This is a genomic window from Rhizobium sp. IBUN, from assembly GCF_000510625.1.
Taxonomy (GTDB): domain Bacteria; phylum Pseudomonadota; class Alphaproteobacteria; order Rhizobiales; family Rhizobiaceae; genus Rhizobium; species Rhizobium altiplani.
The window spans coordinates 1-26,823 of the sequence record NZ_AZNV01000018.1 but is presented as its reverse complement, the minus strand read 5'-3'; the positions used below and the strand labels follow the sequence as shown (position 1 = coordinate 26,823).

Here is a 26,823-nt window from a genome sequence, read left to right as displayed (position 1 = left end):
AATGCCTGACTACGACTACATTCACAGCGGGGACGCCATCTACGAGCGATCCTTTGCGATCATCCGCAGCGAAGCCGACCTTTCACGGTTTTCTGTCGAGGAAGCCGATATTGCCGTGCGCATGATTCACGCATGCGGGCTCGTTGAGGCGGCAGAGCATTTCGTGTTCTCGCCAGGCTTCGTCAGCGCCGCACGCGCCGCCTTGCATGATGGCGCACCGATCTTCTGCGATGCGGAAATGGTGGCGCACGGTGTCACCCGGACACGCTTGCCCGCCCAAAACGACGTGCTCTGCACCCTGCACGATCCGCGCACCGCGGAGCTTGCGAAACAGAACGGCAATACCCGCTCGGCAGCGGCGCTCCATCTTTGGCTGGACCGGCTGAAAGGCAGCGTCGTTGCGATCGGGAATGCTCCGACAGCCCTCTTCCATCTGCTTGAATTGCTTCGAGATGGCGCACCGAAACCGGCTGCGATCATCGGCATGCCGGTCGGCTTCGTTGGTGCGGCCGAATCGAAGGATGCGCTGGCTGAAAACTCCTATGGCGTACCGTTCGCGATCGTGCGTGGCCGTCTCGGCGGCAGCGCCATGACGGCCGCCGCCCTAAATGCCCTTTCGAGGGCCGGGCTATGACGAATCCTGGCCGTCTCATTGGCGTCGGCACCGGTCCCGGCGACCCGGAACTCCTGACGGTCAAGGCCGTCAAGGCGATCGAGGCAGCGGACGTGGTTGGCTATTTTGCCAAGCGGGGCAGGGGCGGCAACGGCAAGGCGATCGTCGAGCATCTCCTGACCGCGGAAAAGACGCTGCTGCCGCTCTACTATCCGGTGACGACCGAGGTCGAAAAGACGGACGAGGCCTATCGAAACCAGATTACCGCCTTCTACGATCAAGCGGCCGCCGCCGTGTCGGCTCACCTGGAGGAGGGCCGCACCGTTGCCGTCTTGAGCGAGGGTGACCCGCTGTTCTATGGTTCCTACATGCATCTGCATGTACGCCTGGCGAACCGTTATCCAACCGAGGTGATCCCGGGGATCAGTGCGATGTCAGGATGCTGGTCGCTCGCCGGCCTCCCGATCGTTCAGGGAGACGACGTGCTTTCCGTACTGCCTGGTACGATGGCGGAGGCCGAGCTACAGCGCCGACTGTCAGACACACAGGCCGCGGTGATCATGAAGGTCGGACGCAACCTTCCCAAGATCCGCCGCGCGCTGGAGGCATCCGGCCGCCTTGCCGAGGCCGTCTATGTCGAGCGAGGCACCATGGTCAATGCGGCGATGACGAAACTCGCAGACCGGCCCGACGGCGACGCACCCTACTTTTCATTGGTGCTCGTGCCCGGCTGGGAGTCTCGCCGATGACCGGCAGGCTCTTCGTGATCGGGACCGGTCCCGGCAATCCGGATCAAATGACACCGGAGGCGGCTGCGGCGGTTTCTAAGGCAACCGAGTTCTATGGATACGGACCCTATCTCGACCGGCTGAACCTCAGATCCGATCAGCGGCGACAGGCCTCCGATAACCGGGAAGAGCTGGATCGGGCATCGGCCGCGCTGCGAGCGGCAGCAACCGGCGCTACCGTTTGTGTCGTGTCCGGCGGAGATCCGGGAGTCTTTGCGATGGCGGCCGCAGTATGCGAGGCCATAGACAACGGTCCGAAAGAATGGCGCACGATCGACCTCGCGGTGCTGCCGGGGATTACCGCCATGCTTGCGGTCGCCGCTCGAATTGGTGCGCCACTTGGCCACGACTTCTGCGCCATTTCGCTGTCTGACAACCTAAAGCCTTGGAATATAATAGAAAACCGTCTTGCGATGGCGGCAAAGGCGGGCTTCGTCATTGCGCTCTACAATCCGATCAGCAAGGCACGGCCCTGGCAATTGGGCAAGGCGTTTGACTTGCTGCGCTCGGACCTGCCGGCAACGACACCAGTGATTTTCGGTAGAGCTGCAGGACGCCCCGACGAACGCATCACCGTCCAGCCGCTTGCCGAAGCCGACGCGACGACGGCTGATATGGCAACCTGTGTCATCATCGGTTCGCCCGAGACAAAGGTGATCACTCGAGACGGAAAGCCGGACCTCGTCTACACTCCGCGGTTCATCGCAGGGGAAAACAGGTGATCGATCGCCGCCAGCATCGCTTCAACAGTGGCAACCGTCTCCATAGTGGCGGCAGGCGCCCGCGCGACCATGAACACTTCGATGCCGAGCTGGCGTGCAGCCTGGATCTTCGCATAAGTCGCCGAACCGCCGCTGTTCTTGGTGACAAGGGCATCGATGCGATGGGTACGGAGCAGCGAAACTTCGCTTTCAACACAGTAGGGGCCGCGATCGAGAACGAGCTGGATGTCGGGAAGAACGAGCGGCGGCTCGACAGGATCGACACTTCGAACGAGGTAAGAGTGTTGGGGGGCGGCTTCGGCGCGATGGGCTTCCTGGCGCCCGATTGCCAGGAAGACCCGGCGAGGGGAGGGGCCAAGCCGCTCTATCGCTTCCGCGATGGTCGCAACCGGCGTCCACCGATCACCCGGCTCAGCCATCCATTCTGGCCTGCGCAAGGCGAATGCGGGTATGCCTGTGGCAGCGGCGGCCTCACTGGCACTTCTGGAGATGCGAGCCGCGAACGGATGCGTTGCATCGATCAGAAGGTCGAAACCACCATCCCGCAGAAAGGCGGCCAGACCTTCGGCACCACCAAAACCACCTATGCGCAGCGGAACTGGCTGATCGGAGGGTTTCTCCGTTCGACCAGCAAGCGAGAGCAAGGTCTCGTACCGGCCACTGCCCTCAAGCGCTTCAGCGAGAGCGCGCGCTTCGCCAGTGCCTCCGAGCATCAGGATGCGGATTTTGCCCATGTCTGAAATGCCTTCCGCTCCCGGCCAACGCTGGCTGACTATTATCGGCATCGGCGAAGATGGTCCAGCCGGACTGGGTGACGAGGCGAAGCGGCTGATCGCTGCCGCGCCCGTCGTCTTCGGAGGCAAGCGGCATCATGCGCTAGCGGCCGGGCTCATCACCGGCAAGAGGCTCGCCTGGGAAAGCCCTTTCGAGACGTCCATTGACGCGGTCGTGGCACTCCGGGGCTCACCGGTCGTCGTCCTCGGCTCCGGCGATCCATTTCTATATGGTATTGGCGCGACGCTGTCGCGCCGCATAGGTGCCGAGGAAATGCGTGTCATCCCGGCGCCTTCCTCCTTTAGCCTGGCTGCCTCGCGCCTTGGCTGGCCACTGCAAGAGACGGCGACCGTTTCGCTGCATGGCCGACCGCTGGATTTGATCCGGCCACACCTGCACCACGGCAGGCGGATCATCGCACTGACGTCAGACGGCGAGACGCCGGCGCAACTTGCGGAGCTGCTTCGAGTCACGGGCTTCGGCGAATCCCGCCTGCACGTCCTTGAGGCGCTTGGCGGGGATCGCGAACGGCAGCGCTCAGCGCGTGCCGATCGCTTCGACCTCGGAGAGATTGACCCGCTGAACGTTTGCGCAATCGAAATCGTGGCAGGGGAGGGGGCGCGAGCGATCGCCTTCACACCGGGGCTGGACGACGCGCTTTTTGAACATGACGGCCAGATCACCAAACAGGAGATCCGTGCAATCACGCTTGCAGCCTTGGGTCCGCGCCATGGTGAACTGCTTTGGGACATTGGCGCCGGATCCGGCTCGATCGGCATCGAATGGATGCTCGCCGACCCGTCACTGCGCACAGTCGCCATCGAGCAATCGAGTGAGCGAGCCGCGCGCATCGCAAGAAATGCGGTTGCCTTTGGCGTTCCCGGGCTTGCGATCGTGGAGGCAACCGCCCCGGAGGCGCTTGCGAACCTGCCCGAGCCCGACGCGGTCTTCGTTGGCGGCGGCGGCAGCGAGGAAGGTGTACTCGAGGCAGCACTTCACGCGTTGAAGAGGGGAGGGCGTCTCGTTGCCAATGCCGTTACCCTTGAAATGGAATCCCTGCTGTTTTCGTTGCAGCGGCAGCATGGCGGCACATTGACACGTATCGAAATAGCGCGCGCGGCGCCCCTTGGCGATATGACCGGTTGGCGTCCGGCGATGCCCATCACGCAATGGCGCTCTATAAAGAAGTGAGAGAAAGCAAATGACGACAGTGCATTTCATCGGCGCGGGGCCGGGGGCAGCGGACCTGATTACGGTGCGCGGCCGTGACCTCATCGCCAAATGCCCCGTTTGTCTCTACGCGGGTTCGATCGTCTCGCCGGAATTATTGCAATATTGCCCGCCCGGCGCACGCATCATCGATACGGCACCGATGTCGCTTGATGAAATCGAGGCCGAGTACCTGCGGGCCGCCGCAGCCGGGGAGGACGTTGCACGATTGCATTCGGGCGACCTTTCCGTCTGGAGTGCCGTTGCCGAACAGATCCGCCGGCTCGAAAAGCACGACATTGGCTATACTATGACGCCTGGCGTGCCTGCCTTTGCAGCGGCAGCGGCAAGCCTTGGCAGGGAACTGACCATTCCAGCCGTAGCGCAAAGCCTTGTGCTCACGCGTGTCTCCGGCCGTGCATCCCCAATGCCGAACGAGGAAACTCTGGCGAGATTCGGAGCGACCGGCTCCACGCTCGCCATCCACCTTGCCATTCATGCCCTGGAGCAGGTTGTTGCCGAACTGACACCGCTCTACGGCGCTGACTGCCCGGTTGCGATCGTCGCCAAGGCGTCCTGCCCGGATGAGAGGATCGTCCGGGGGACGCTTGGTGACATCGAGGAAAAGCTGGCCGCCGCGCCCATCGAGCGAACGGCGATCATCTTCGTCGGCCAGACGCTTGCTGCCAGCGGCTTTCGCGAGAGCTCGCTCTATGATGCGTCCTACCAGCGACGCTTTCGCGGCCGGAAATAGGGGAGGGGACTGCGCGCCTCAGACCTCAGCCGAAAGGTAATCCATGCTCGCCCGCAGCGCCTTTGCCGGATCTTTGAGGTCATGTACCGTAGCCGCGAACGGTTCGAAGGAAAACGGTCCGGCGTAGCCCGCCCCTATAAGGGCACGCATTTGCCCGGCATTGTTCAGGCGATCATCTGCCGCCACCAGAACACGGTGGGGATCGCGCATCTCCGCGATCGAGACGGCAGGATCGCTGACACCGGAAATATGAACCAGCCCGGTCAAGTCAGCGAAGAGTTGTTCTTCGCCGGCAAGGTGGTGATGGAAGGTGTCATGCACGAGCTTGAATGTCGATCGTCCAGCCACCGCGTCGATTGCCTCAACAGCCTCCGCCTTTGACCGGAGCGAACAGATCGCAAAGCCGAGTGGTTCGACAAGTCCCATGATCCCGGCTGCATCGAGCATCGGCTTCAATGCAGCCAGCGACTGGCGGAGATTTTCCTGCCGCTCGCCATCGGCACGACCAGTGCCATCGTTTTTCGGGACAAGGACAAGTGCACGCGCGCCGCAAGCCTTGGCATAGTCGATCAGTTCTCGGGCTTCGCCCGCACGGGTGGCGTTCCACTCGTTGAAGCGCTGCAGCGCATTGATCGAGAGGATGGTCAGACCGTGGTGCTCTGCGGCCTGGGCAACAGTCTCCGGCAACGTCCCATCGATGATCGCATTGCCCGCAAGATCGTTGCGGATCTCAACCGCATCAATGCCAAGCGACGTCGCCAACGCAAAGAGATCTTCAATCGCCAATGATGGCGCCGTCATATGGTTGAGGGCAAAACGAATGAGCGGCATACTTGGTCTCCTCCTAAACCCAGGTGTTAGGCAACTCTCTATCCCAATCGGCTCCCTGATCCATCCACTGCGAGCCCCGAGGCCCTTTCATTCGTGACAGAAAATAGACCAGCCATGAGAGATGCCCCTCATGGCGAGGCAACCACGGCAGCACAGGAACAATATCGGTCGGGAGCGCGCACCGAACGTCATATAAGAATAGTAGAGCACCCTCTGTATATTCGTCGATTACTGGAAAACTAAACCGTTACTTAGGCACAACCAATGACTTTAAGAATATATAAAATGCGATTTTCGGGCGTATTTTTGGTTAATAACGATCCAGCCTGTCACATAATTCAGGATTTTTATTCTAACGCCATTCAGAGGAGATGGGCTTTTAATACTGCGTTTTTCCTTTGGTGAAACTGAATTTCAAGATTTAACAAAGACAGGTATAAATTTGTATATGCGCCTTTCGTGCGTTAACCTTTGGAAATATTTTTGTATTGCTTATTAGTATGTATGTATGTAGCTTCTTGATAAAGTAGAAATTCGACATCCACAAAATAGTTGTTGGGCGCAAGTTGGATCTCTACTTTATGCATACTAAAGGGGATCATCACAGCGTTCAGGGGACCGTCGCAAAGTATTGCGTATACTTGATGCGTACCGTCCCCCAGCACTAAAGGGTATGAGGGCTAGTATGAATTACGTACCTTCGGAATTTGAAAGTGGCAGAATCGCATTGAACAGGCTCCGGCCTGTACCGACACTCTCCAAGGCAAGCACGGAACTCGAGCATAGTGAAAGGGAGCAAGGCGATGATCAGTGCCTGCTGATTATCGACGCCAGAACGCTCGAGCGCGAATGCCTTGCGACGACCTTGAAAGCGAACGGCCTCAGCATGGGTGCTATTGCCGTCGGCTCGATTGCAGAGTGGCAGCGCAAGAAGGATACGAACCGACCCGTCGGCGCGGTCCTTCTCAACATTGCCGGCCGGAAGGCCGACGATGCGGCCCTGTCCGAAGAAATCGCGACGATCACCTCAGAGCTTGCGCCGGCTCCGGTCGTTATCCTGGCCGATGGCGATGACCTCAACCAGACCTTGAAGATGCTCCAATGCGGCGCGCGCGGTTTCATACCGACGTCCGTCGGAATTGAGGTATGCGTCGAGGCGCTTGCTCTTGCGGTTGCAGGCGGCACCTTCATCCTCGCGGGTAACAGCTTTTCTCCGTCTGCAGCAGAAACTGCCTCGATCGACATGAGCCAGAAGCCGCAGCGGCCAAACGAGCTGACGCGCATCTTTACGCTGAGGCAAGCCGAGGTCGTACAAGCGCTTCGAAAGGGAAAGGCGAACAAGATCATCGCCTATGAACTCAATCTGCGCGAGAGCACGGTCAAAGTTCACATCCGGAACATCATGAAGAAGCTGAAGGCAACGAACCGAACGGAAGTTGCTTACAAGCTCAACGATATGTTCCAGTAAACCGAAGCAAGTTGAACGAGCGACGCTCGATCGATCGTCGATAGAACTATACCGGCTTGCTTGGATTGGGCAACAGCAACGCCCACTCCTAGCAGGCCAGTGCTTCGTCCCAACGCTAACAGAGCCTCGACAGGTGACTGCTCAACGCGTTTCGTTGCTGCGAATCCTCGGTTAGTAGCCAGCGCGATGCCAGCGCAGTTTGTGCCACCGGCCGCGCAAGCCTCGATAAATCCGCTCAAGCACAAATATCGGGTGGCGAGCTGCTTTCCCGGGACCAACCGCCATGCGCCGCTCCAGCGCCCGCCAGCCTGGAACCTCCTCAACATTCGGCATGACTTCACGCGCGAGGCAGGCCATGAGCTTAACTCGTTGCATGTCGACATGCCGATGATCATACAATCGAATTGCCACCTCCAAGCAATGTCGTGCCAGAGCAAAGTTCGCGCATTTGCGCAGCGTTTCGGCTTCCGGAATTGCGCCGACAACACCTCCAAAAAGGACATCAAATGCAGCGCGGCGCTCGTGGAAATCTCTCAGATCGTCTACGCTGGCGGAAAGACTCTTACTATGTTCGCGATGCCATGCCTGATCCGCTCCGTGGATATAGGCAACATCTGCGAAAGCAGACAGTCTCAACCACATCTCCATGTCGTGAGTGTGGGCCAATTCTCGTTGCCCTCCGACCTGATCGACAACGCTGCGGCGCATCACCACCTCGGGGGAAGTAATAACGTTACATCCATTCTGGCAACGAGCAGCGAGCCATTTCCGACCGGGCCATATTGTCCAGCGTGTGGCCGTGGTTCGCGGCGAGGGCAAGTTGTCACCGCTAAAATGAATTGGATGGCCGTAGACCAGGCCAACCGAGGGAAAGCTGTGCATAACATCGGTTGCGCGCTGCAGAGCGCCGGGCGTTAGAATATCGTCCGCGTCAAGTCGAACCAAAAATTCTCCTTCAGCAACCGCCAGCCCGTCGTTGAAAGTTTGGACCGGTCCGGCATTTTTGTCATGAGCGATAACTCGCACACGGGGGTCGTTGAAAGCAAACCGCAGCGCAACCTGCATACTTTCATCAGTTGACCCATCATCCACCACAACAACATCGACATCGACGCCTTCTTGGGACAAGACACTTTCGACGGCCGCTGGTAAATACCGCGCATAATTAAAGCATGGAATAACCACGGTAACAGTCGGCCGCGGATGATCTGCACTCGAGGCCTTCACCCGCAGCACGGTCGCGTCCTGTTCTGAACCCGGCCGCATCGACAGCGTGTTATCCATAGGCAAGCGTAAAAAGCTATTCATGCTGATTTGTCCGTGCCGGCAAATCCCAACGCGAGCCATTCCATCTTTGCCCGAAACTTTGCCACTTCAAACAGGGTACGCCCCATCGAACGCAACCTTTTGCCCAGTGGCTGGTCCTGAGAAACTGTTTGCTGGTAAATTTCAACCAGCCGATCGGCCATCGATTCAAGGCTGAAGCGGTCGACTATCACCGACCGTCCGAAAATACCAAGCGCTGTCCTTTTTTCCTTATCTGCAACCAGCTTCTCGAGTATCAACCTTAGCTCGGGACCGCCTCCGCCGCCTTGGCCAAAAAAACCCTGGTACAAGAACAAGCCGGCAGACGTTTCATCAAACAGTTTCCAAAAACCATCAGTTCCCTGCACGACCAGAGGCTTCGAAAAGGCCATCCCTTTCAACGCTGAGCTTCCCATTCCTAGGACAATGTCAGATGCCTCGTAGACTGTATCGGGTTCAAGGAGCTCACCTGTCAGCGTAACGATTTCGCGCCCACAGCGCCGGTTAGTGAAAGCTGCCGCCGCATCGACCTCAGCTTTGCACACACCGTCCCCTGCGATGATCAAGCGCAACTTGAGACTGCTCGCCATCTGACCAACGACCTCAATTGCTTCCAGCACGCCCTGCACTTTCCCAAGATCTGTTGTTAGACGACAAACGAACGATATGACTATTTCGTCATCATCAAATCCCCAACGCGAACGTGCAGCAGCCACGTCCCGAACCTTGTTTTGTACGGGATCAATCGGCGGTTCAAGCACCCAAATCTTCTGGGTCGGCCGGCTTTCCGCGAGTTGTTGGGTTCCTACGATGAGTGGCACGTGTCGCGGGAACAGATGCGAAATATCCATTGATAAAACGGTCGCGAGCATACGTGTCCCGGCAAAAAGATGTGGCCCCAAAACACACTCGATCGCGGGCCGCCACTCGTACGTATGTACCAAATCTGCATCAATGCGGCGAGCGAGCGCCAATAGCTCGAATGCGGTGGCGACGGACGGAAAGTAGGGCGACCTGGGAATTGGCACATAGTCGAGCCCCAGTTGCCGAATCATGGACGAAAGCACGCCGTCGGGCGCCGCGATGGTAACATTGTGTCCCCTTCTGCGCATCGCAGCTGCCAGTTCGATTGCATTGATCTGGCTCCCGCCCATGGCAAGTTCGTGGGGATAGACAAGTATGTTCACGTGGAAACTCCACCATTCGCCTGCATGAAGTCGCAAAACAACCGTAAAACATCGTCTCGCTCCCTTGTCTGCGAATAGGTCTGCGTAATTGACTTAGACGCTAGATCTCCCTTTTCAGTGCACCATCCTTCTGTCCTGTTCTCAACGGCAATGATCTTCTCGACAGCTTGAGCGAAATGCAGCACATCACCCACGTTCACGGGTGTACTGAACTCGGGTCGAAAGAATTCGCCTCCGCCGAAGCCATGGTTGCCAATAACGTAGCACCCACAAGCCATTGCTTCCGCAGCGGGTAGTCCAAACCCCTCCTGATGAGTGAAGGCTAAGAAAATCCGGGATCGGCGAAGTTCGTCGGCAACCTGCCGGTGCGACAAGTTATCCAAAGCGGCAATATGCCAGCCTTCCAAGATCCCACGTGCGCGAAGCATCTCCAAAACTTGAGTGGCATCGTCGCGGCCACGGCGTGGCATGTAAGCAATCTGCCGAGGACGGCTCGCGTCTCCTGGGTAAAATATGTCAGAGTCAATACTGAGGTGAACCCTCTCAATCCGACATCCAGGATAGGCGTAGCCAAGCATTTCGAAGTTGTGCTCCGAAACTGTTATCACACCCGCAAAATCGGGATTCGTCGCTGCATAGCTGTCGGAATTGGAAGGCCGTTGCCACGTCAAATGTGCATTTTGATTGAATATTGCGTACCGAACCCCCTTGGGCAGACGAGAAAGCACCGCAACGTCCAATTCGGGGACGACCAACAGATCGCCCCGCCGCACCGTTACGTTGGAAACCGCCGCAATTCGCGTTTCATTCTCGAACCAATCGCATCGAAACTTTGGTTTTTGGTGCAGCACCAATGCGTTGAGACCGGCCTCATTCAGAATATCGACATGTCGATAGATCACACGAACTCCGCCGGCTGGCTTCGGATAGTCCGGGGTTAAAAAATAGATCGAGGCGCATGTAGACTGCTCGTCGGAAGTCTTGACCCGCGGGACTCTTCGATGAGTTCGCGCAAGCCTCACGACGTTTCGCAGAGCGGTCCTCATATCACCCGAAAAATCAGACGAGTGCTTGCTTATGGCATGTAACAAAGCCGTCATACTGATCAACGCCACCACATCGAAAACAACAACTTGAGATTAACGTATATCTCGTTGGCGTATTATCATTCCACATGCAAAATATACTTACTATAATCTAGAACATCACTACGACTTTTTGGTAGCTCTGTTACCGATTTTTGTCTCGTTTACTGAGGATCTATAAAGTTGTTTTCTGCCTCAAGAGGGGCCGATGTTACCGACTACCGTTCGAAGTGGCTGGTTCTCCCTGTGTACTGAGTTAGAGGAAAGGGAACGTTACGACATGATTGCACCAAGCGTTACGTTGGGTGACGGCGTCGTTATTCACCATCCAGATCTTGTAAATTTATACGGTTGCTCGATCGGCGCAGGCACGCGCGTTGGAACTTTCGTCGAGATCCAGAAGAACGCTTCGATCGCTGAAAACTGCAAAATCTCCAGTCACAGTTTCATATGCGAGGGTGTGACCATCGAAGATGGTGTTTTCGTGGGTCACGGAGTGATGTTCACCAACGATCTGCACCCACGCGCCGTCAACCTTGATGGTTCCCTGCAGTCCGACGCGGACTGGTCGGTCGTGCCGACACTCGTCAAGCGCTACGCCTCGATCGGCAGCAACGCGACGATCGTCGCCGGCATAACGATTGGTGAAGGCGCTCAGATTGGTGCGGGCGCGGTCGTCACCAAGGACGTGCCTGCCTACGCAATTGTTGCCGGCGTGCCGGCAAGAATCATCGGCCGCGCAAAGGATGCGCCAGTTGAAGTCATTTCATCCGGGAGAGCAAGATGATCGGGGTTGCCGTTGTCGGTTACGGGTATTGGGGGCCGAACCTGGTCCGGAACCTTGCAGAAACGCCGGGTGCAAAGCTTGTTTGGGTATGCGATCTCAAGAAGGATCGACTGGCCGGTGTCCAGCTGCGCTACCCCACGGTCCAGATTACGGACGACTTCGACGAGGTGCTGCGCGATCCCCGTGTTGACGCCGTCGCCATCGCAACCCCGGTGTCCGCGCATTACATGCTGGCGATGAAAGCGCTTATGGCCGGCAAGCACGTGTTTGTTGAAAAGCCGATGGCCTCGACTTCCGAAGAAGCTCGCCGGATGGTTGAAGAGGCCGCGCGTCGCCGGCTCATTCTCGCGGTTGACCACACCTTCATTCATACAGGTGCGGTCCGCAAAATGCGGGAAATTATCGAGAATGGTCTTGGAGACATCTATTACTACGATTCCGTGCGGGTGAATCTCGGCCTCTTCCAGCATGATGTCAGCGTCATCTGGGATCTCGCCGTCCACGATCTGTCGATCATGGATTTCGTTCTGCCGGAAAGACCAGTGGCAGTCTCGGCAACGGGAATGGGCCATGTTGCCGGCGAGCCCGAGAATATCGCCTATCTGACGCTCTTCTTCGAGAGCAAGTTGATCGCCCACATCCACGTCAACTGGCTAGCACCGGTCAAGGTGCGCCGTACTCTGATCGGCGGCAGCAGCAAGATGATCGTCTATGACGATCTGGAGCCGAGCGAGAAGATCAAAGTCTATGACAAGGGCATCACGCTCAACGGCAATCCGCAGATGGACGGCGAGAAAGTTTACGACATGCGCGTCGGCTACCGCACCGGCGATATGTACGCGCCACAACTCGATATGACGGAAGCGCTTGGCCGTGAGCTCAAGCAGTTTGTCGATTGTGTCATGACAAATGGCCAGCCGATCGCCGATGGCCATGCGGGGCTTCGCGTCGTTCGCATTCTCGAGGCGGCCACCCAGTCGCTTGCCCAGCGCGGACGTGTCGTCGAGCTCGAACCCGCGAGGCTGATTGCATGATCCCTCTTCTCGATCTAAAGGCTCAGTACGCCTCTATCAGGAGCGAGGTTGAGCCCGCAGTGCTTCGCGTGCTCGCGTCGGGTCACTATGTGCTTGGTGAAGAAGTCGCTCGCTTCGAAGAGGAGTTCGCGGTCTATTGCGATGCCAAGCATGCGATCGCCGTCAACACCGGCACAAGCGCTTTGCATCTTGCGTTGCTTGCTGCCGGCGTCGGCCCGGGCGACGAGGTCATTACCGTTTCCTTCAGCTTCGTCGCAACCGCATCCGCCGTCTGCTATACTGGCGCCCGCCCGGTCTTTGTTGATGTCGAACCGGTAACGCTCACAATGGATCCGGCCTTGCTTGAGGCAGCAATCACGCCTCGGACCAAGGCCATAATGCCTGTCCATCTCTATGGGCAGATGGCCGACATGGACGCCATCAAGGCCATTGCTGACAAGCACGGAATTCCTGTCATCGAAGACGCCTGCCAGGCCCACGGCGCAGAATACAGGCAACGCCGTGCGGGAAGCATCGGCGTGTCGGGCTGCTTCAGCTTCTACCCCGGCAAGAACCTCGGTGCCTGTGGCGAGGGAGGCGTCGTCGTCACCAACGATGACGAGCACGCCAAGACGATCAGAATGCTGCGGGACTGGGGCCAGGAGCAGCGCTATCACCATGCGCTGAAGGGCTACAACTATCGCATGGATGAGATCCAGGGCGCGATCTTGCGCATCAAGCTCCGGCACCTCGAGGCCTGGACCGAAGCACGCCGGGTTCGTGCCAACCGCTACTCCGGCCTTCTGGCCAGCTCGCGCTCGGTCAGCGCCCCCGTTGCGATGATGGATCGGCGCCATGTGTACCATGTCTACGCCGTGCGCTCGCGCGACCGTGAGCATCTCCAGCACTCGTTGCGGTCGGCAGGCATCCATACCGGCCTCCATTATCCGATTCCGATCCACCTTCAAAAGGCGCATGCTGATCTTGGCTATCGTCCCGGAGATTTCCCGATGTCGGAGGCCGCAGCGCGTGAGGTGCTCTCGCTTCCGATCTATCCGGAGCTGACATTGACGCAAGTCGATCAGATTGCAGCTGCTGTGGAGCAGGAAGCCTATGCCAGCTGACCCCGTCACCGGTGTGCGTCTTGTCCTGGCCGTGCATGGACGTCAGCAAACCTCCATGGATCCTGATTATGTCGTTCATCTCGCCGAGGAACTGACACGCTCCTACGGTACAGCGGGCCTCGTCGAGCTTTACGCGCGCTTTGCAACGGGCGACGGTTTCATCGACAGTTTCATGCGCAAGACAATCTGGAAAAGCCTGGCGCGCGCTTGTGGCGACGGCTTGCAAGTCGGTAGCGGAGCCGGTTTCAAGCACCCGGAAACCTTCGAACTCGGCAACGGGGTGTTTATCGGCGCCCAAGCCTACATTCAGGGCAGATTCGACGGCACTTGTCGGATCGGAAACAACGTCTGGATCGGCCCGCAGGCCTATTTTGATGCACGTGATCTCGTCCTTGAGGATCATGTCGGATGGGGTCCGGGCGCAAAGGTCCTCGGTTCAAGCCATACTGCAATGCCGGTCGACATGCCGATCATCCGCACCGACCTGGAAATCAAACCGGTCCGCATCGGCGCATGGGCAGACATAGGCACCAATGCCACCATTCTCCCCGGCGTGACTGTCGGCAAAGGCGCAATTGTCGGCGCGGGTGCCGTTGTCGTTGACGATGTTGCGCCTTTTGCTGTCGTTGCCGGCGTTCCTGCAAAATTCCTTCGTTGGCGAACAGATCAGGATCCAAGCGGACCAATTTCGGAGTGATAGAGTATGAAGAACAAGCGGATTTTGATCACCGGCGGCGCCGGTCTCATCGGTTCGCATATTGCGGATCTCGTCGCCCGCGAGGAACCCAAGGAAATCGTGGTCCTGGACAATTTCGTCCGAGGCAGGCGTGAGAACCTTGTTGACGCCATCGATCGGGCTCCGGTCACGATTGTCGAGGGCGATATCAGGGACCGTGCGCTTCTCAAGGACGTCAGCCAGGGCATTGATGTTGTCTACCACCAGGCGGCCATTCGCATCACGCAATGCGCCGAGGAGCCGCGGCTTGCTTTTGATGTTCTGGCCGGTGGAACGTTCGACGTTCTCGAAGCGGCCGTGCAGGCTGGGGTCTCCAAAGTTGTGGCTGCGTCCTCCGCCTCGGTCCTGGGGCTGGCGGACACCTTCCCGACCACCGAGGAACATCACTCTTATAACAATCGGACCATTTACGGTGCTGCCAAAGCCTTCAACGAAGGCCTGCTGCGCAGCTTTGCGGAGATGTACGGCCTTCGCTACGTCGCGCTTCGCTACTTCAACGTCTACGGTCCGCGCATGGATGTCTACGGCGCCTATACGGAAGTTCTGATCCGCTGGATGGAGCGAATTGCCAGCGGCCTGCCGCCGATTATCCTCGGCGATGGCATGCAAACGATGGATTTCGTGCATGTGCACGACATCGCGCGGGCCAACCTGCTAGCCGCAAAATCCGATGTCACCGATGAGGTTTTCAACGTCGCAAGCGGTAGCGAGACGAGCCTCCGCGAACTTGCGGCCCTCCTGACCAAGGTCATGGGCTCGTCGCTGGAACCGCAATTCGGGCCGGCGCGCAAGGTCAACGCCGTGCCGCGGCGTCTCGCCTCAACAGCCAAGGCAGAGAAGCTTCTAGGCTTCAGCGCAAAGGTGACAATGGAAGAAGGCCTGCGCGATCTCGTAGAGTGGTGGCGCCAGGAAAAGAGCCTGAACGCAGGAGAGGCAGCATGAGCCAGATCCCGGTTGCCAAGCCTGTTCTCGACGAGCAGGAGGTCGAGGCGGTCCGACGCGTCATTCTGTCCGGCTGGGTTACGCAAGGGCCCGAGGTGGCTGCGTTCGAGGAAGAGTTCGCCGATTTTGTCGGAGCCCGGCACGCATGTGCCGTATCCAATTGCACGACTGCGCTCCACCTCGCCCTGAAGGCGGTCGGCGTAGAAGCTGGCGATGAAGTCATCACGGTTAGCCACACGTTCATCGCAACCGCAAATGCGATCCGCTACTGTGGTGCTGTGCCTGTTTTCGTCGATATCGAGAAAGATGGCTACAATATCGATCCCGACTTGATCGAGGCGGCCATCACGCCCCGAACGAAGGCCATCATTTGCGTCCATCAGCTTGGAATGCCCTGCGACCTGCGCCGCGTCGTTACGGTCGCCGCCCGCCATTCCATCCCGGTGATCGAAGATGCCGCCTGCGCAACGGGCAGCGAAATTCTCTGGAAGGGTCGATGGGAAAAGATCGGCAAGCCTCACGGCGATATCGCCTGCTTCTCCTTTCATCCGCGCAAGGTTGTTACGACAGGCGACGGCGGTATGCTGACGACGGCCGATCCGGAATACGATCGAAAGTTCCGCTTGTGGCGGCAACACGGCATGAGCGTTACGGATGCCGTGCGCCACGGTTCCAGCCAGGTCATCTTTGAATCCTACCCCGAGCTTGGGTACAACTATCGAATGACCGATATGCAGGCGGCCGTCGGCCGCGAACAACTCAAGCGCCTTCCAGCGATTGTCGCACGTCGACGCGAACTTGCCGGACAATACGCAGAGCAACTTGATGCGGCAGCAGATATTGCGCTGCCGTTCGAACCCAAATGGGCGCGCAGCAACTGGCAAAGCTTTTGCGTTGGGCTGCTCCCCCATCTCGACCAGCGTAAGGTCATGCAGGAATTGCTGGATCGAGGCATATCTACGAGACGCGGGATCATGAACATCCATGTCGAAAAAGCATATGCGGACGGCGCATCACATCGCATTCCAGGCAGCCTTGAACGAAGCCTCGCAGCCCAACAGCACGCTATCATATTGCCCCTGTTCGTTCAGATGAGAGACAGCGAGTTGACTTGGGTCGCCGACGCCGTGAAAGCAACGGTCCCGGTTTCTCGACCGCGTATCGAACGGGTTGGCTGAAAACCTGTGTCCATGCCTCGCCGAGACGCAGTCCGGATCCTTTCGACCCGAATCGAAGCGATGAAAAAGAGCACCTGTGCGCGCTTTCTGTCACTTGCAGATTTCGTAGTAACGGGACATCGATTCCGGTAAATGCCGGGCACTGGATTCCCTAAAACCCGGACAGTGGTGGATCGGACGCCGACGGCAGACCGATCAGCCTTGATCTGGCCGCCGGGCAAGCTCACCAATCGGATGGCAGAACCGATGCTGCAGGACATGCGCGAAGGTGCGTTCCTTCTTGCAGACCGCGCCTACGATACCAATGCCTTGCGAGACTTGGCCGACGAAAAGCGGGCCTGGGCAAATATTCCATCAAAACCGAACCGCAAGGCCAGCTTCCCCTTCAGCGCATAGGTCTATCGCCAACGCAATCTAATCGAGAGATTCTTCAACAAACTCAAACAGTTCCGCGGCCTCAAAACCAGGTATGACAACGACCCACGTAACCTTCCCGCTGCCATCAAGCTAGCCGCGACAAGGATCCGGATTAGGTCGTTTAGTCTATGCCTAGAAGGGAAGGGAGCGGATCTCCATTCGCTGAGGGATAAAGCGCCGAACGGTAGCCAGACGGCTGTCAATGCTAGGCGCTCCGAATGCTTTGGATCAGCGGCCGAATTGCAGCTGGAAACATGTCTTGAGGAAGAAGGCCAGCGAGGACTCGGAGAGAATAAAGTCCTGCCAATGTCGCCATGGCCAGACCAAAAATTGTCGCTTGCCATAGTGGCAAAATCTCGAAAGCGCCGAACACGAGAGCAGAGACCGGGAGATAAACCAAGATCAGCCTGAGGTTCTGAGCCGACCAGCGGAAATCCGTAAGGCGACGAGCTATCCAGTAGACGAGTATGCTGTGCCAGACATAGAGGCCGAAGAACGCGAAGCCCGCTCCGGCGACACCGAACATCTGGACCAACAGCCACGCAAGTCCAACATGGATTGCGGTGGCGGCAATTTCCGTCCAAAAGAAGATTGCTTTGGCGCCTCTGGCCAGTACGATGAACCCTATCGGCCAGGCCACGATACGAAGCATCATACCCAGGCAGATCCATCTTAAAACGTCGACGGCCGCTCGAAAATCAGCTGAATAAAAGAGTGTGATGACCAGAGGTGCTAGGGTGAGCGTTCCAATCAATCCGGGGCCGGCCAATAGCATGCTGATTTCGGCCTGCTCGTTGACCAGGCGATTGCATTCGACACTATCAAACGCAACAGCAGTAAGCCGAGGATAAAAATCGGTGCCCATTGCCTGCAAAATGAAGCTCGCATACAAGCCCCCAAGTGCCCAAGCGGCTTGATAGAGACCCGCAGCGTGTATTCCGCTTTCGGAAGAAATGATGAGGCGAATGGCATAGGCACTTCCCATGGTCAGAAAGCCGCTCATCATGAACACAACGCCAAGTTTGAAGAGGGCACCGATTTCCTGAACCACTTTAGCTGCTGACATCGAACCGAGCGAAACCTTGATCTGGCGACTGAACCACCACGATGTCGCAAAGCTGGAAAACGCCGCAGCAACCAAGGCGGGAGCAATGCCCCGCGCTCCAAAGAAGTAGATCAGCGGGAGGCCAATCACCAAGCTAAAGAAACCTGCGAGCACGCTCATTCGGGCAAGACTTGAGATATCGCGCGTGCCCTGTATTACGGCAGCGCGTCCTCCGGCAACCACCTGCAAGAAGACTGCCAGTGAAAGGATCATTACCCCCGATGCATGTTCATCGTTGCCAAAGGTGAACCCGGCGATCTGCACAGAAAATGCAAGGAACAGAAGCCCACCGGCTATGCCGAGAAATAGCGAGGCCCAACGTAGTGCCGTCACGACCCGCAAGATTTCGTGTTCATTTCCTCCTCCAGCGGCGGCAATCTGCCGGACACCGCTCGCGCTGATTCCGAGCCCGGCGACGGTCTGAGAGATGTCGACAATCGAGCTGTAAAGCGCCATTATCCCGATGCCCTCTGGACCGAGGAGCAGGGCCATCGCTTTGTTGCGGACGATCGAAAACCCTACATTGATCATCGAGGAACCGCCGACAAGCGTCGTCGACTTGAGGATCTGGCGATAGCTTTGACTGTCGTTAGTGTTTTTCGGTGCACTCATTATGCAAACTGCCTCCTCGGCGATTGGACGGCCCTCTGGGCGTGTGCAGCCAACATCGCCAGTATGCAACCAACGAGCATTCTGGCAGCTTCATTGGCTCGCTTGGGTTGGGGACGGCGCTGGGGACGCGACCTCGCCCTTGACAGCATCCCCGCTAGTTACGACAAGCTCACCTTGCGGAAGGCTCTGTGCCACCTTCACGACATCGCCCGGCATCAAGATAGTTGTATCGGAGGCGGGAAAATCATTGAGCTTCCCGTGGTCGCGTCGCATGATTCGAAACGAGACAGCTGGTGCATTATCAGCGCGGCCGACGGATGGATTGGCCGACAGTGTCTCCACTAAGAGTTTTTGATTCGTCTCGCGCTTTAACCGCTCCTGGGCCATCGAAGCGCGCTCCTTTTGTAGTTCAACGGCCGCCTCCGACCGACGGTCGTCATATAAAGCTTGAAGATCCCTGCTCGCTCGACTGAACTCCTGTCGCGCCCGCATAATAGCGGTCTCAAGGTCGAGTCGCTGACCTTGGTCAGTTCGCAAATCGCGTTCGGTGTCCATCTGCCGCGTTGCAGTTGCGATTCCGCGCGCCACAAGTTGTGCCACAGAGGCTAGTTCAGCCTCGCTCGACTTGATATTGGCCTCAACGTTTGTGAGTTTTTCTTCCAGCGAGCTGATCTCCTTTTCAAGAAAATCACGAAGCTCGGTAAGGGATTTCGCCTGTTGTTCCATCGCCCTTCTTCGCGCAACGAAGATCATCTTCTCTTGGTCGAAGATTGCTGCAGCAAATTGGTTATTCTCATCGACGGTCTGGGAGAAGTGAAGCTCGACCTCATCCGACATCTCCGCCTGAAGCCTGGCGCTTCTAGCAGTACTACGAAGGATAGCGTCATCGCTTGCCTTGATTTCTCCCAGAAGTCGCGTGACTTCAAGCGAACTCCTCGAAGTGTCGGACCTAACCTCTCCTCCACTGGTTGCAAAGGCTTGAATGACAGTTAGACCTGTGCGGTATGGGTACTCTCCTGGTTTGGTGACGTCACCTACGACATAAATCGGAGGATAGCTAATGATCTCCACCGTTGCTTCAGGTGCCGAGACCAGACCAAGCTTCGTGCGCAGGCGCTCCGCAAGATCGGCGGCCAATCCCGCATTATCCTGATTGCCGACCGCAACCGTTCCCAACACCGGAAGGGAAACTGTTCCCATATCGGAGATCGTGTATTCACCACTGATCGCGGCCCAAGACTCATAGATGCCTTTTGTGGGGACCCACTGCACTATCGACACCTTGAGCCTTGTCTGTGGAAGGAGCTGCTCCGCCTTCGCGGCCCCCGCCTGGAAAAGGGCTAGTGGCGAGCAAATCAACATTACCCCTAGAATGTTGCAGGGCGACGGAAAAGAAGTCACCGATGTCTTGATACCCAATGACACACCCTCCATACGCGGAACATTGCTGCGCTCGGCAAAACTCGCCATAACGTGGAATTTACACGATAATAAGTATACTTTTGCTATTGAATATGGAATGGGAAACTTTCGCGGCTGCAATACCTATATTTGATAAATATACCTAGAAGTTATTCGCAGCATGCCCACGCCTATTCATACGATAAACGTTATCGAACATTCATTGAGTGCGAACTTCCGCGCCCTAGTACCCGTATTTATCAATAGTGTACCGGCATTTGTTCAGCACAACTCCGACAACGTTCGTATTCGCCGCGAGTTCCTGTTCGCACAAGTCCACCTCTGAGAGTGTGGTATGTTCGGCTGCTGCGACCAGAATGACGCAATCCACATTTGGCAAAAACGCCAGGACATCATCATTCGAAAGCATCGGCGGCAGATCAAAGAGGATAACGTCCGGTGCCATGACTTGCTGAATTCGTTGCAGTTGGTCCTTTGCCTCACTGCTTTGCAGAAGCTCGGCGGCGAATTCAACCGGCTGCTTATTCGCAGCAATTGCCAAGTTATAGCCGTGCCGTACGAACGCGTCGGTTACGCTGCTCTTTCCCTTTAGAAACGCCTCCATAGACGCCGCATCCTTCATGCCTAAGGCTTTCCCGACCTGGGGGCGACGAAGATCGAGGTCGATCAGAAGCGTCCGGCAATCGTTTTGGTGGGCAAAACTGAAAGCAAGATTTAGCGAGACGAAAGTCTTGCCGCAGCCCGGCGTAGGGGACGTGATTGCGACGGATTTCCAGTTGTTCTGACGCAACCGTTGCATCAATTTTGTCCGCAGCATGTCAAAAGCGGAATGTGCAGGCACTTTTCGATCAGCAGCCACGATTCGATTGCGAGCGAACAATCCACGTTCGATAGGTAGCTCGGACAGGCTGTGCCAATCAATTTGCACCGGTCCCCTCATTTCTAGCCCGCCAACTTTAGGCAGGCGGCCACTCGCGAAGTGCTCTGTGCTTTCCTGAGCAATGACATCCATGGTGTACGTCAGACCCTTCTTCCATAGGAACTATATATGGCCGTCAAAACCGAGGCACCCGGGCGTATCAGCGGAACGGCAATGCCGAGACCACTGATTCGACGCCTCTCCTAAAGCGCCCGCCTCGTAGGTCTTGTGGCCCTGAGATATAAGGGATCACGGCCAGTGGCTGGCTCTGAAGCAAGTATGCAAGTTCTTTCGGGCGGCGAATTGTACGGTTGAAGAATTCCAGCAGCGCCACAAGGGCTACGCTTAGGCCGAAACCTGCGGCCGCGCCAAATGCCACGATTAACCGACGTTTTGGTTTCAAAGGGCTCTCCGGTGGTGTCGCTTCCTCAAGAAGGGTGAAGCGCCCCCCGTCGGAATGCGTTTCGACTTGCTCACCGAGGGAGGCTTCGGCCCGTCGCGCCATGGCCGCGTTGTATTGTGTTTGAATGTTTGCCTTGTTTCGCTCAAGTGAATTGAGGCTGGTTTCTGTAGCGGGCGTCGCATCGATCGATCGCGTGATGAGTTCAATTTCGTTTGTGATTTTAGTCCGTTCAGTCTCAATACTTTGAAGACGCTTATCAATGTCGGCCAACTGCAATTCGATGCCGGACCGCGGACCTATGTTTGCCATGCGGTTCGATTTGGGATCGGTGCTTGGCGAAGCCTCGCCTTGGAGAGATGTGATGCGAGTACGTAGTGCAACGATGTTTGGACTTGTCTCGGAAAAAATCGCCAGCTGGTCTGCGAGTGCTTTATTCAAGTCGGCGAGCACCTGTTGCTTGGGTGCAATCGCACCAACAGTGGTTTGGCCGGTCGCCGTGAATGTGTCGACCAATACGCTTCGCCTTGTAAGTAAATCAGCCGCTTCCCGTTCTAGCGATGTTAGCCGAAGCTGCAGGCTGGTTTGCTGTTGACGGCGGAAATCAAGGCTCTCTGGCAACGAACTCCTCATCTCCGTTTTGAACTTCAGCAGTTCGGCTTCTGCGGTGTTGAGTTCGCTGTTAAGCCTGGTCACGTCCGCATCGAAGAACTCTAAAGTGTCGCTGGCACGCCCCGTACGCTGGCGCTGGTTTGTGAGTAGAATAAGCGAGGCAAGCTTGTTTGCGCCCCTTGCGGCCAATTCCGGCGTCTCTGCGTCGAATGCCACACTAAAGATCGCGGCAGCCCCAAGCCCAAGTGGTTGCTGATCAAATACTAGGCGCGAGCGCATGTCCTTCACAATGTCGTCGCTCGGGGGCAAGACCTTTTCGCCTCGGTACAGTTCGAGCACCTTGGCAACCTCAATCAAATTGGTGCGGGTTGTAATCTGCTGCTGCGCTATCAGGAGCTGGTCGAGCGAGCTAGCGGGAACGGTCGGCTTCACCATGTCCACGGGAATCCGTGGAGCCTCGACCAGGATCTTAGCGGTTGATCGATAAACGCGCGGCATGATTAGAGCGACGACGATCGACAAAGCGATAGTCGTTAGCAGTATGCCCACGACATAAGGCATCCGGCGAAGGATGATCGCCAGGTAGAATTGAATGTCTGTACCGGTCATAAACTCGCACCCAACGCTCAACTGATGCAATACTACTGCACTCCAATCATCGCTGGATAGCCAAGTGCAAGATAGTTCTTCAATAGTATATCCTCGCATTCATCCAAGTCGTCATGTTCATCCTTTTGATTAACTCGCGTCACAGGGGAGAGGGCCAGCGCCCGCATTGCCTCGTCGGGTTCGAAGCACAGGCCCTATCGTCCGTCTCCTCGCTGCAATGGCAGGCACATGAAAAACTGGAAGAGAATATGATCGCCTGGCCGGGCTCCTATAGCGAACACCAGGTCGCGGATCCTCCCGGGAAAATCAGTGCGGCAACAGCCGAATGGCTGAGCTACATCGACCATTGAACAGGCTGAATATCCGGGGCGCGGCAAGTAAATTCAAAGATGCTGTATTATCTTGCACTATCGTTTGGATTGAGCATGTGCTTTAGAAACCCTCTTTTCTCCCCGCATCTTCAGCCGGTACTACAACCGTCTTTTTTCGACACGGTCTCATCTTGTTCGATCACGGTTATCGTTAGTAACCGTGGCCATGACGCCAATTGGTGCCCTGAGCATCAAGCATACGGATAGTAGCCATGACAGTGGTGACTAGCCGTGTTCCTCAATCGCGTGGGTCTCGCCCTGCCGCCAAGCTGGGGCGCATCAGTCGCACGGACAAGAACGACGCGGCAACAGAGAGGGGAAGACGTTCCACTAGGCAGCAACCGCTGACAGGTCAAAGCAAGAGGCCTGGTTTGCATTGGTCGGTTACAGCCTTTCTGGTTGGTTTGTTCTTGCCATGGATAATACCACTTGGCCCTCTAAATCTGTCCGTATATCGAATTGTTTTGCTGATGACGTTGGTGCCGTGTCTCGTCATGTGGGTTCGCGGAAGAGCGGGACGAATCCGCATCGCAGACATCACGATTTTGCTATTCAGCCTGTGGACTTCCGTCAGCCTCGCTGTAGTTCACGGAGTTCAACATTCCATCGAAGCGATCGGGATAGGTAACATCGAGACGTTAGGCGCCTACTTCTTAGCGCGTTGCTACATCAGAACTGCAGAAAATTTCCGGAGCATGGTCCAACTTGTCTGCGGGCTAATCATGATGCTTCTTCCATTCGCGTTGTATGAATGGGTCAGCGGGCAGAAGCCGCTTCTCGTGCTTTTCGGATACGTTTTTCCAACGGTAGATGTCACAATGATGGACCCCCGGTGGGGGTTTTGGCGGGTGCAAGGGCCATTCGAGCATTCGATCGTTTATGGCCTCTTTTGCGGCAGTCTCGTTGCTTTGGCATATCTCGTTCTGGGGTATGGGAAAGCCGGCATCGCTCGATTCGTACAGCCAGCTGTTGTTGCCTTTACCGCCTTTGTCTCAATGTCATCGGCTCCGATTGCAGGTATTGCTCTGCTAATTGGTCTAATGCTCTGGCATTCACTTTTCCGAAGTTTTAATTGGCGATGGAAAATACTCTGGGCAATTGCCTTCCTTGGCTACATTTTTGTAGCGGTTGGCTCCAACCAGACCCCCGTTCAGTTCTACATTTCCCATTTCACTTTTGACGCACAGACCGGCTGGTATCGCCTTCTCATTTGGCAGTGCGGCTCAGACTCTGTCGCCAAACATCCTCTGTTTGGCATTGGGATGGGGGACTGGGTACGATTGCCCGGAATGGGAAGTAGCGTCGACAATTTTTGGCTATTGATCGCCATGCGTTACGGCATCCCAGCGGTCCTTCTGATCTTTAGCACCTGTATTGCGGTGATTGGCCAGACAACCCTCGCAGGCAAGCTCCCGGACGAAATTCAAGACTATCGAACCGGGTATCTTATCTCTCTGATCGTATTCATGCTTGTCGGTTGCACGGTCCATTTCTGGGCTGCGATTTATGTCTGGTTCGTCTTCTTGCTAGGAAGCGGCGCCTGGATACTGGAGGTTACCGCCGATGGTGTCGCCACACGCGATGCTCCGACCTATGCGCGTAAGGGTCAGCGATGGTCCCGCGAGCAAATCATCGCGAGGCGTCGTCATGACTATTCATCGCTTCGAGATTCTCCCGAGGCTTAAAATGCCTTGGCAGAGCTTTGACATCGCATTTTAGTCCATCTCCACAGGTCTGGGGTCCACTGCACTTGATATACTCAACAATTGCTTCTGCACCTTTGAATGAATATGACGCTTGCGTAGTTGGGTCGGGGCCCGCTGGGATCATATTTGCCCTAGAAATGGCCCGACTAGGGAAAAGAACCCTGGTCCTGGAATCCGGCGATCTTAAACCGGACCGACGACAAGCTTCGGCTTCGGATGCGGAGATAATTGATCCATCCAAACACGATGATATGGCGATCGCGGTTTCACGGCAACTCGGCGGCACGTCAAATCTCTGGGGTGGACGGTGCCAGCCCTATGACCCGATTGATTTTCGCATCAGATCCGGCGTGGATGCGCAATGGCCGTTTTCGCTCACTGAATTGGAACCGTTTTATCCGATTGCCTGTCGCTATTTGTCTGCGGGCCGTCCTGTTTTCGAGGAACATGCAGAGACCTCGCCGCAGCCCTCGCCCTTCAACGTACGTCTCGAGCGGTTCTCAAATGCGCCGGCAATTCAAAAGGCCTTCTGGAAGCAACTGATATCGTCACAGCTTGTTGACATACGGTTAAACTCGACCGTTACATCGATGAATTTGCGCCAAGGTCTCATTGCAGATGTTACTGTTAGAGATCCAAGCGGAAGCGACACAACGGTGCCGGTGAGACGCCTTGTTATAGCTAGCGGTGGGCTGGAGAGCACGCGACAGCTACTTATCTTACAAAGAAATCGTCCAGACCTTTTCGGTGGCCCAAGTGGGCCGCTCGGAAAATATTACATGGGTCATATAATTGGCGAAATCTCGGACGTTGTGTTCAACAACGCGGAAATGCCCAAGAAATTCGACTTCTTCCTCGACGGTAATGGATCCTATGCAAGGCGACGCTTGATCCCTGCTGAGGAAACGCAGGTTGCCCACCGCCTATTGAACGTGTCATTCTGGCCCGTCGTTCCGCCTGTCGCGGATCCACGGCACGGCAGTGCGACCTTGTCGGCAGTATGCTTAGCGCTTGGGTTTCCGCCGCTCGGTCGCCTGTTGGTAGCCGAGGCCATTCGTAAACGGCACATTCCCGAATCAATTGATTGGCGAGGCCACATCGGTAATGTTTTGCGGGGATTTCCGCAAACTGCCTCGTATATTCCGTGGTTTTTCTATCATCGTTACTTTTCGAAGATGCGTCTTCCCGGATTTTTTATCCAGAATTCTGGTAAACGCTATGGTCTGTCCTATCACAGCGAACACAGTCCACACCCCGAGAGTCGCGTTTGGCTTTCGGACAAGACTGACCGGTACGCTATGCCCAAACTTGTTATCGACATTAAGTTCTCTCGCAATGACGCTGATGCGCTGCTGCGAGCCCACGAAAGATTACACCAATGGCTGTTAGATACCGATATTGGCCGAATTGAATACAGGCAGCCCTTTGCAGAGTCGAGTGAGGCTATTTTAGCTAATGCATCGCATGGAACACATCAGATAGGCACCGCTCGAATGGGGACAAACCGTCACAATGGTGTGGTGGACAAGGACCTCTCAAGTTTCGACTGTTCCAACCTCTATATCGCGAGCTCAGCAGTTTTCCCAACATCCGGCCAAAGTAACCCGACTCTAACGATCGCCGCACTTTCGGCGCGCCTCGCGCAAAAGTTGGCCAGCGACTGCCATTGATCGGTTTTGTCTCATTTCTTGCCGATGATCCGAGGCTGCATCCGCGGCCGCGCTCTAAAAGGTGTTTGCGACCAGACCGTATGATCGAACTTCCCGTTTCGCGTAAATTGCGATGGAGACCCCAGGCTATGCCGAGCCTGCTACTGTGGACAGCATTCGTAAAAATTTGGCCACGTCGCAAGGTTCAAGAAGGTGCCGTCGATCGTGTCCATTGGAGTGGTGTAGCTGACGGCTGGTTGCCGTGCTTTCCGACGTCGGGTCGGAGGGGACATCAGCGTGCCACAGCGGGCAGACTGATTTGCGGATCATCGCTCATTTGGGCCATGGTCTCAAGGGTCATGTACCGGGCGCGTTGGACGGCCCATTCGTCATTCTGTTCGAGCAACAGTGCACCGACGAGGCGGACGATGGCTTCGTCGTTCGGAAAGATGCCGACGACCTCGGTGCGGCGTTTGATTTCGCCG

24 protein-coding genes and 1 pseudogene are annotated in these 26,823 nt (G+C 56.6%); 15 read left to right on the top strand and 10 right to left on the bottom strand.

Annotated features, from left to right (window positions below):
• The first annotated feature begins 1 nt into the window (after position 1).
• Genes RHIBUN_RS0117375 through RHIBUN_RS0117365 form a run of 3 tightly spaced genes read left to right on the top strand, consistent with a single transcriptional unit; the run spans position 2 to position 2,123 of the window.
• Positions 2-634 carry a precorrin-8X methylmutase gene (locus RHIBUN_RS0117375; RefSeq protein ID WP_025660493.1) on the top strand — a complete coding sequence of 211 codons (633 nt, stop codon included), beginning with the start codon at positions 2-4 and terminating at the stop codon, positions 632-634.
• Positions 631-1,362, top strand: a complete 732-nt coding sequence (locus RHIBUN_RS0117370; RefSeq protein WP_025660492.1) for a precorrin-2 C(20)-methyltransferase — start codon at positions 631-633, stop codon at positions 1,360-1,362. The genes RHIBUN_RS0117375 and RHIBUN_RS0117370 overlap by 4 nt, the downstream gene beginning before the upstream one ends.
• Positions 1,359-2,123, top strand: a complete 765-nt coding sequence (locus RHIBUN_RS0117365; protein ID WP_025660491.1) for a precorrin-3B C(17)-methyltransferase — start codon at positions 1,359-1,361, stop codon at positions 2,121-2,123. The genes RHIBUN_RS0117370 and RHIBUN_RS0117365 overlap by 4 nt, the downstream gene beginning before the upstream one ends.
• Here RHIBUN_RS0117365 and RHIBUN_RS0117360 read toward each other — a convergent pair.
• Positions 2,087-2,857, bottom strand: coding sequence for a cobalt-precorrin-6A reductase (locus tag RHIBUN_RS0117360; RefSeq protein ID WP_025660490.1), 771 nt, complete (start codon positions 2,855-2,857; stop codon positions 2,087-2,089). The two genes, RHIBUN_RS0117365 and RHIBUN_RS0117360, sit on opposite strands and share 37 nt — an antisense overlap.
• Between RHIBUN_RS0117360 and RHIBUN_RS0117355 the strand changes: the two genes are divergently transcribed.
• Together RHIBUN_RS0117355 and cobM are read left to right on the top strand one after the other, a co-directional pair.
• Positions 2,856-4,088 carry a bifunctional cobalt-precorrin-7 (C(5))-methyltransferase/cobalt-precorrin-6B (C(15))-methyltransferase gene (locus tag RHIBUN_RS0117355; RefSeq protein ID WP_025660489.1) on the top strand — a complete coding sequence of 411 codons (1,233 nt, stop codon included), beginning with the start codon at positions 2,856-2,858 and terminating at the stop codon, positions 4,086-4,088. The two genes, RHIBUN_RS0117360 and RHIBUN_RS0117355, sit on opposite strands and share 2 nt — an antisense overlap.
• Before the next feature lie 10 nt (positions 4,089-4,098).
• A complete protein-coding gene (gene cobM, locus RHIBUN_RS0117350; RefSeq protein WP_025660488.1) occupies positions 4,099-4,860 on the top strand; it encodes a precorrin-4 C(11)-methyltransferase in 762 nt (253 codons plus the stop codon).
• 18 nt (positions 4,861-4,878) lie between these two features.
• Here cobM and RHIBUN_RS0117345 read toward each other — a convergent pair whose 3' ends face one another.
• The gene (locus tag RHIBUN_RS0117345) at positions 4,879-5,691 is read right to left on the bottom strand and encodes a TIM barrel protein (RefSeq protein WP_025660487.1); all 813 of its coding nucleotides are present in this window, start codon (positions 5,689-5,691) and stop codon (positions 4,879-4,881) included.
• Positions 5,692-6,376: 685 nt separating this feature from the next.
• Between RHIBUN_RS0117345 and RHIBUN_RS0117340 the strand changes: the two genes are divergently transcribed.
• Entirely contained in the window at positions 6,377-7,159 is a 783-nt protein-coding gene (locus RHIBUN_RS0117340; RefSeq protein WP_025660486.1) for a response regulator transcription factor, read from the top strand.
• Between the two features lie 171 nt (positions 7,160-7,330).
• On the opposite strand, the gene RHIBUN_RS0117335 is transcribed toward RHIBUN_RS0117340, so the two are convergent.
• From RHIBUN_RS0117335 to RHIBUN_RS0117325, 3 genes are read right to left on the bottom strand one after another with little or no spacing between them, the layout of a single operon-like run.
• Positions 7,331-8,467 (bottom strand): glycosyltransferase family 2 protein, encoded by a 1,137-nt coding sequence (locus tag RHIBUN_RS0117335; protein ID WP_025660485.1) that lies wholly within the window; start codon positions 8,465-8,467, stop codon positions 7,331-7,333.
• Complete coding sequence (locus tag RHIBUN_RS0117330; RefSeq protein ID WP_025660484.1) at positions 8,464-9,651, bottom strand: glycosyltransferase family 4 protein; 1,188 nt, start codon at positions 9,649-9,651, stop codon at positions 8,464-8,466. Before RHIBUN_RS0117330 ends, RHIBUN_RS0117335 begins: the two co-directional genes overlap by 4 nt.
• Positions 9,648-10,553 (bottom strand): glycosyltransferase, encoded by a 906-nt coding sequence (locus RHIBUN_RS0117325; RefSeq protein ID WP_245271677.1) that lies wholly within the window; start codon positions 10,551-10,553, stop codon positions 9,648-9,650. Before RHIBUN_RS0117325 ends, RHIBUN_RS0117330 begins: the two co-directional genes overlap by 4 nt.
• Before the next feature lie 463 nt (positions 10,554-11,016).
• Between RHIBUN_RS0117325 and RHIBUN_RS0117320 the strand changes: the two genes are divergently transcribed.
• The 7 genes and pseudogenes from RHIBUN_RS0117320 to RHIBUN_RS36425 all read left to right on the top strand — a co-directional run.
• Positions 11,017-11,523 carry an acyltransferase gene (locus RHIBUN_RS0117320; RefSeq protein ID WP_025660482.1) on the top strand — a complete coding sequence of 169 codons (507 nt, stop codon included), beginning with the start codon at positions 11,017-11,019 and terminating at the stop codon, positions 11,521-11,523.
• Complete coding sequence (locus RHIBUN_RS0117315; RefSeq protein ID WP_025660481.1) at positions 11,520-12,557, top strand: Gfo/Idh/MocA family oxidoreductase; 1,038 nt, start codon at positions 11,520-11,522, stop codon at positions 12,555-12,557. Before RHIBUN_RS0117320 ends, RHIBUN_RS0117315 begins: the two co-directional genes overlap by 4 nt.
• Complete coding sequence (locus RHIBUN_RS0117310; RefSeq protein ID WP_025660480.1) at positions 12,554-13,660, top strand: DegT/DnrJ/EryC1/StrS family aminotransferase; 1,107 nt, start codon at positions 12,554-12,556, stop codon at positions 13,658-13,660. Before RHIBUN_RS0117315 ends, RHIBUN_RS0117310 begins: the two co-directional genes overlap by 4 nt.
• The gene (locus tag RHIBUN_RS0117305) at positions 13,650-14,357 is read left to right on the top strand and encodes an acyltransferase (protein WP_025660479.1); all 708 of its coding nucleotides are present in this window, start codon (positions 13,650-13,652) and stop codon (positions 14,355-14,357) included. Before RHIBUN_RS0117310 ends, RHIBUN_RS0117305 begins: the two co-directional genes overlap by 11 nt.
• A 6-nt stretch (positions 14,358-14,363) precedes the next feature.
• Positions 14,364-15,338 (top strand): NAD-dependent epimerase/dehydratase family protein, encoded by a 975-nt coding sequence (locus tag RHIBUN_RS0117300; protein ID WP_025660478.1) that lies wholly within the window; start codon positions 14,364-14,366, stop codon positions 15,336-15,338.
• Positions 15,335-16,516, top strand: a complete 1,182-nt coding sequence (locus RHIBUN_RS0117295; RefSeq protein WP_025660477.1) for a DegT/DnrJ/EryC1/StrS family aminotransferase — start codon at positions 15,335-15,337, stop codon at positions 16,514-16,516. The genes RHIBUN_RS0117300 and RHIBUN_RS0117295 overlap by 4 nt, the downstream gene beginning before the upstream one ends.
• A gap of 176 nt (positions 16,517-16,692) precedes the next feature.
• Positions 16,693-17,041 (top strand): annotated as a pseudogene (locus RHIBUN_RS36425) (transposase); the annotation flags it as partial.
• A gap of 97 nt (positions 17,042-17,138) precedes the next feature.
• Here the strand turns inward: RHIBUN_RS36425 and RHIBUN_RS0117285 are convergent.
• The 4 genes from RHIBUN_RS0117285 to RHIBUN_RS0117270 all read right to left on the bottom strand — a co-directional run bounded on the left by RHIBUN_RS0117285 (position 17,139) and on the right by RHIBUN_RS0117270 (position 22,612).
• Positions 17,139-18,650, bottom strand: a complete 1,512-nt coding sequence (locus RHIBUN_RS0117285) for an O-antigen translocase (protein ID WP_025660476.1) — start codon at positions 18,648-18,650, stop codon at positions 17,139-17,141.
• A 90-nt stretch (positions 18,651-18,740) separates the two neighbouring features.
• Positions 18,741-20,069 (bottom strand): polysaccharide biosynthesis/export family protein, encoded by a 1,329-nt coding sequence (locus RHIBUN_RS0117280; RefSeq protein ID WP_198021158.1) that lies wholly within the window; start codon positions 20,067-20,069, stop codon positions 18,741-18,743.
• Between the two features lie 226 nt (positions 20,070-20,295).
• Positions 20,296-21,084, bottom strand: coding sequence for a CpsD/CapB family tyrosine-protein kinase (locus RHIBUN_RS0117275; protein ID WP_025660474.1), 789 nt, complete (start codon positions 21,082-21,084; stop codon positions 20,296-20,298).
• Between the two features lie 67 nt (positions 21,085-21,151).
• Positions 21,152-22,612: an LPS biosynthesis protein gene (locus RHIBUN_RS0117270; protein ID WP_025660473.1), complete on the bottom strand. Its 1,461-nt coding sequence runs from the start codon at positions 22,610-22,612 to the stop codon at positions 21,152-21,154.
• A 583-nt stretch (positions 22,613-23,195) separates the two neighbouring features.
• Here RHIBUN_RS0117270 and RHIBUN_RS33550 point away from each other — a divergent pair.
• A complete protein-coding gene (locus tag RHIBUN_RS33550; protein WP_025660472.1) occupies positions 23,196-24,668 on the top strand; it encodes an O-antigen ligase family protein in 1,473 nt (490 codons plus the stop codon).
• A gap of 65 nt (positions 24,669-24,733) precedes the next feature.
• Complete coding sequence (locus RHIBUN_RS35420) at positions 24,734-26,359, top strand: GMC family oxidoreductase (RefSeq protein WP_156932715.1); 1,626 nt, start codon at positions 24,734-24,736, stop codon at positions 26,357-26,359.
• A gap of 271 nt (positions 26,360-26,630) precedes the next feature.
• On the opposite strand, the gene RHIBUN_RS0117250 is transcribed toward RHIBUN_RS35420, so the two are convergent.
• Positions 26,631-26,823: transposase (locus RHIBUN_RS0117250; RefSeq protein WP_025660470.1), on the bottom strand; the 193-nt coding region annotated here is incomplete at its 5' end.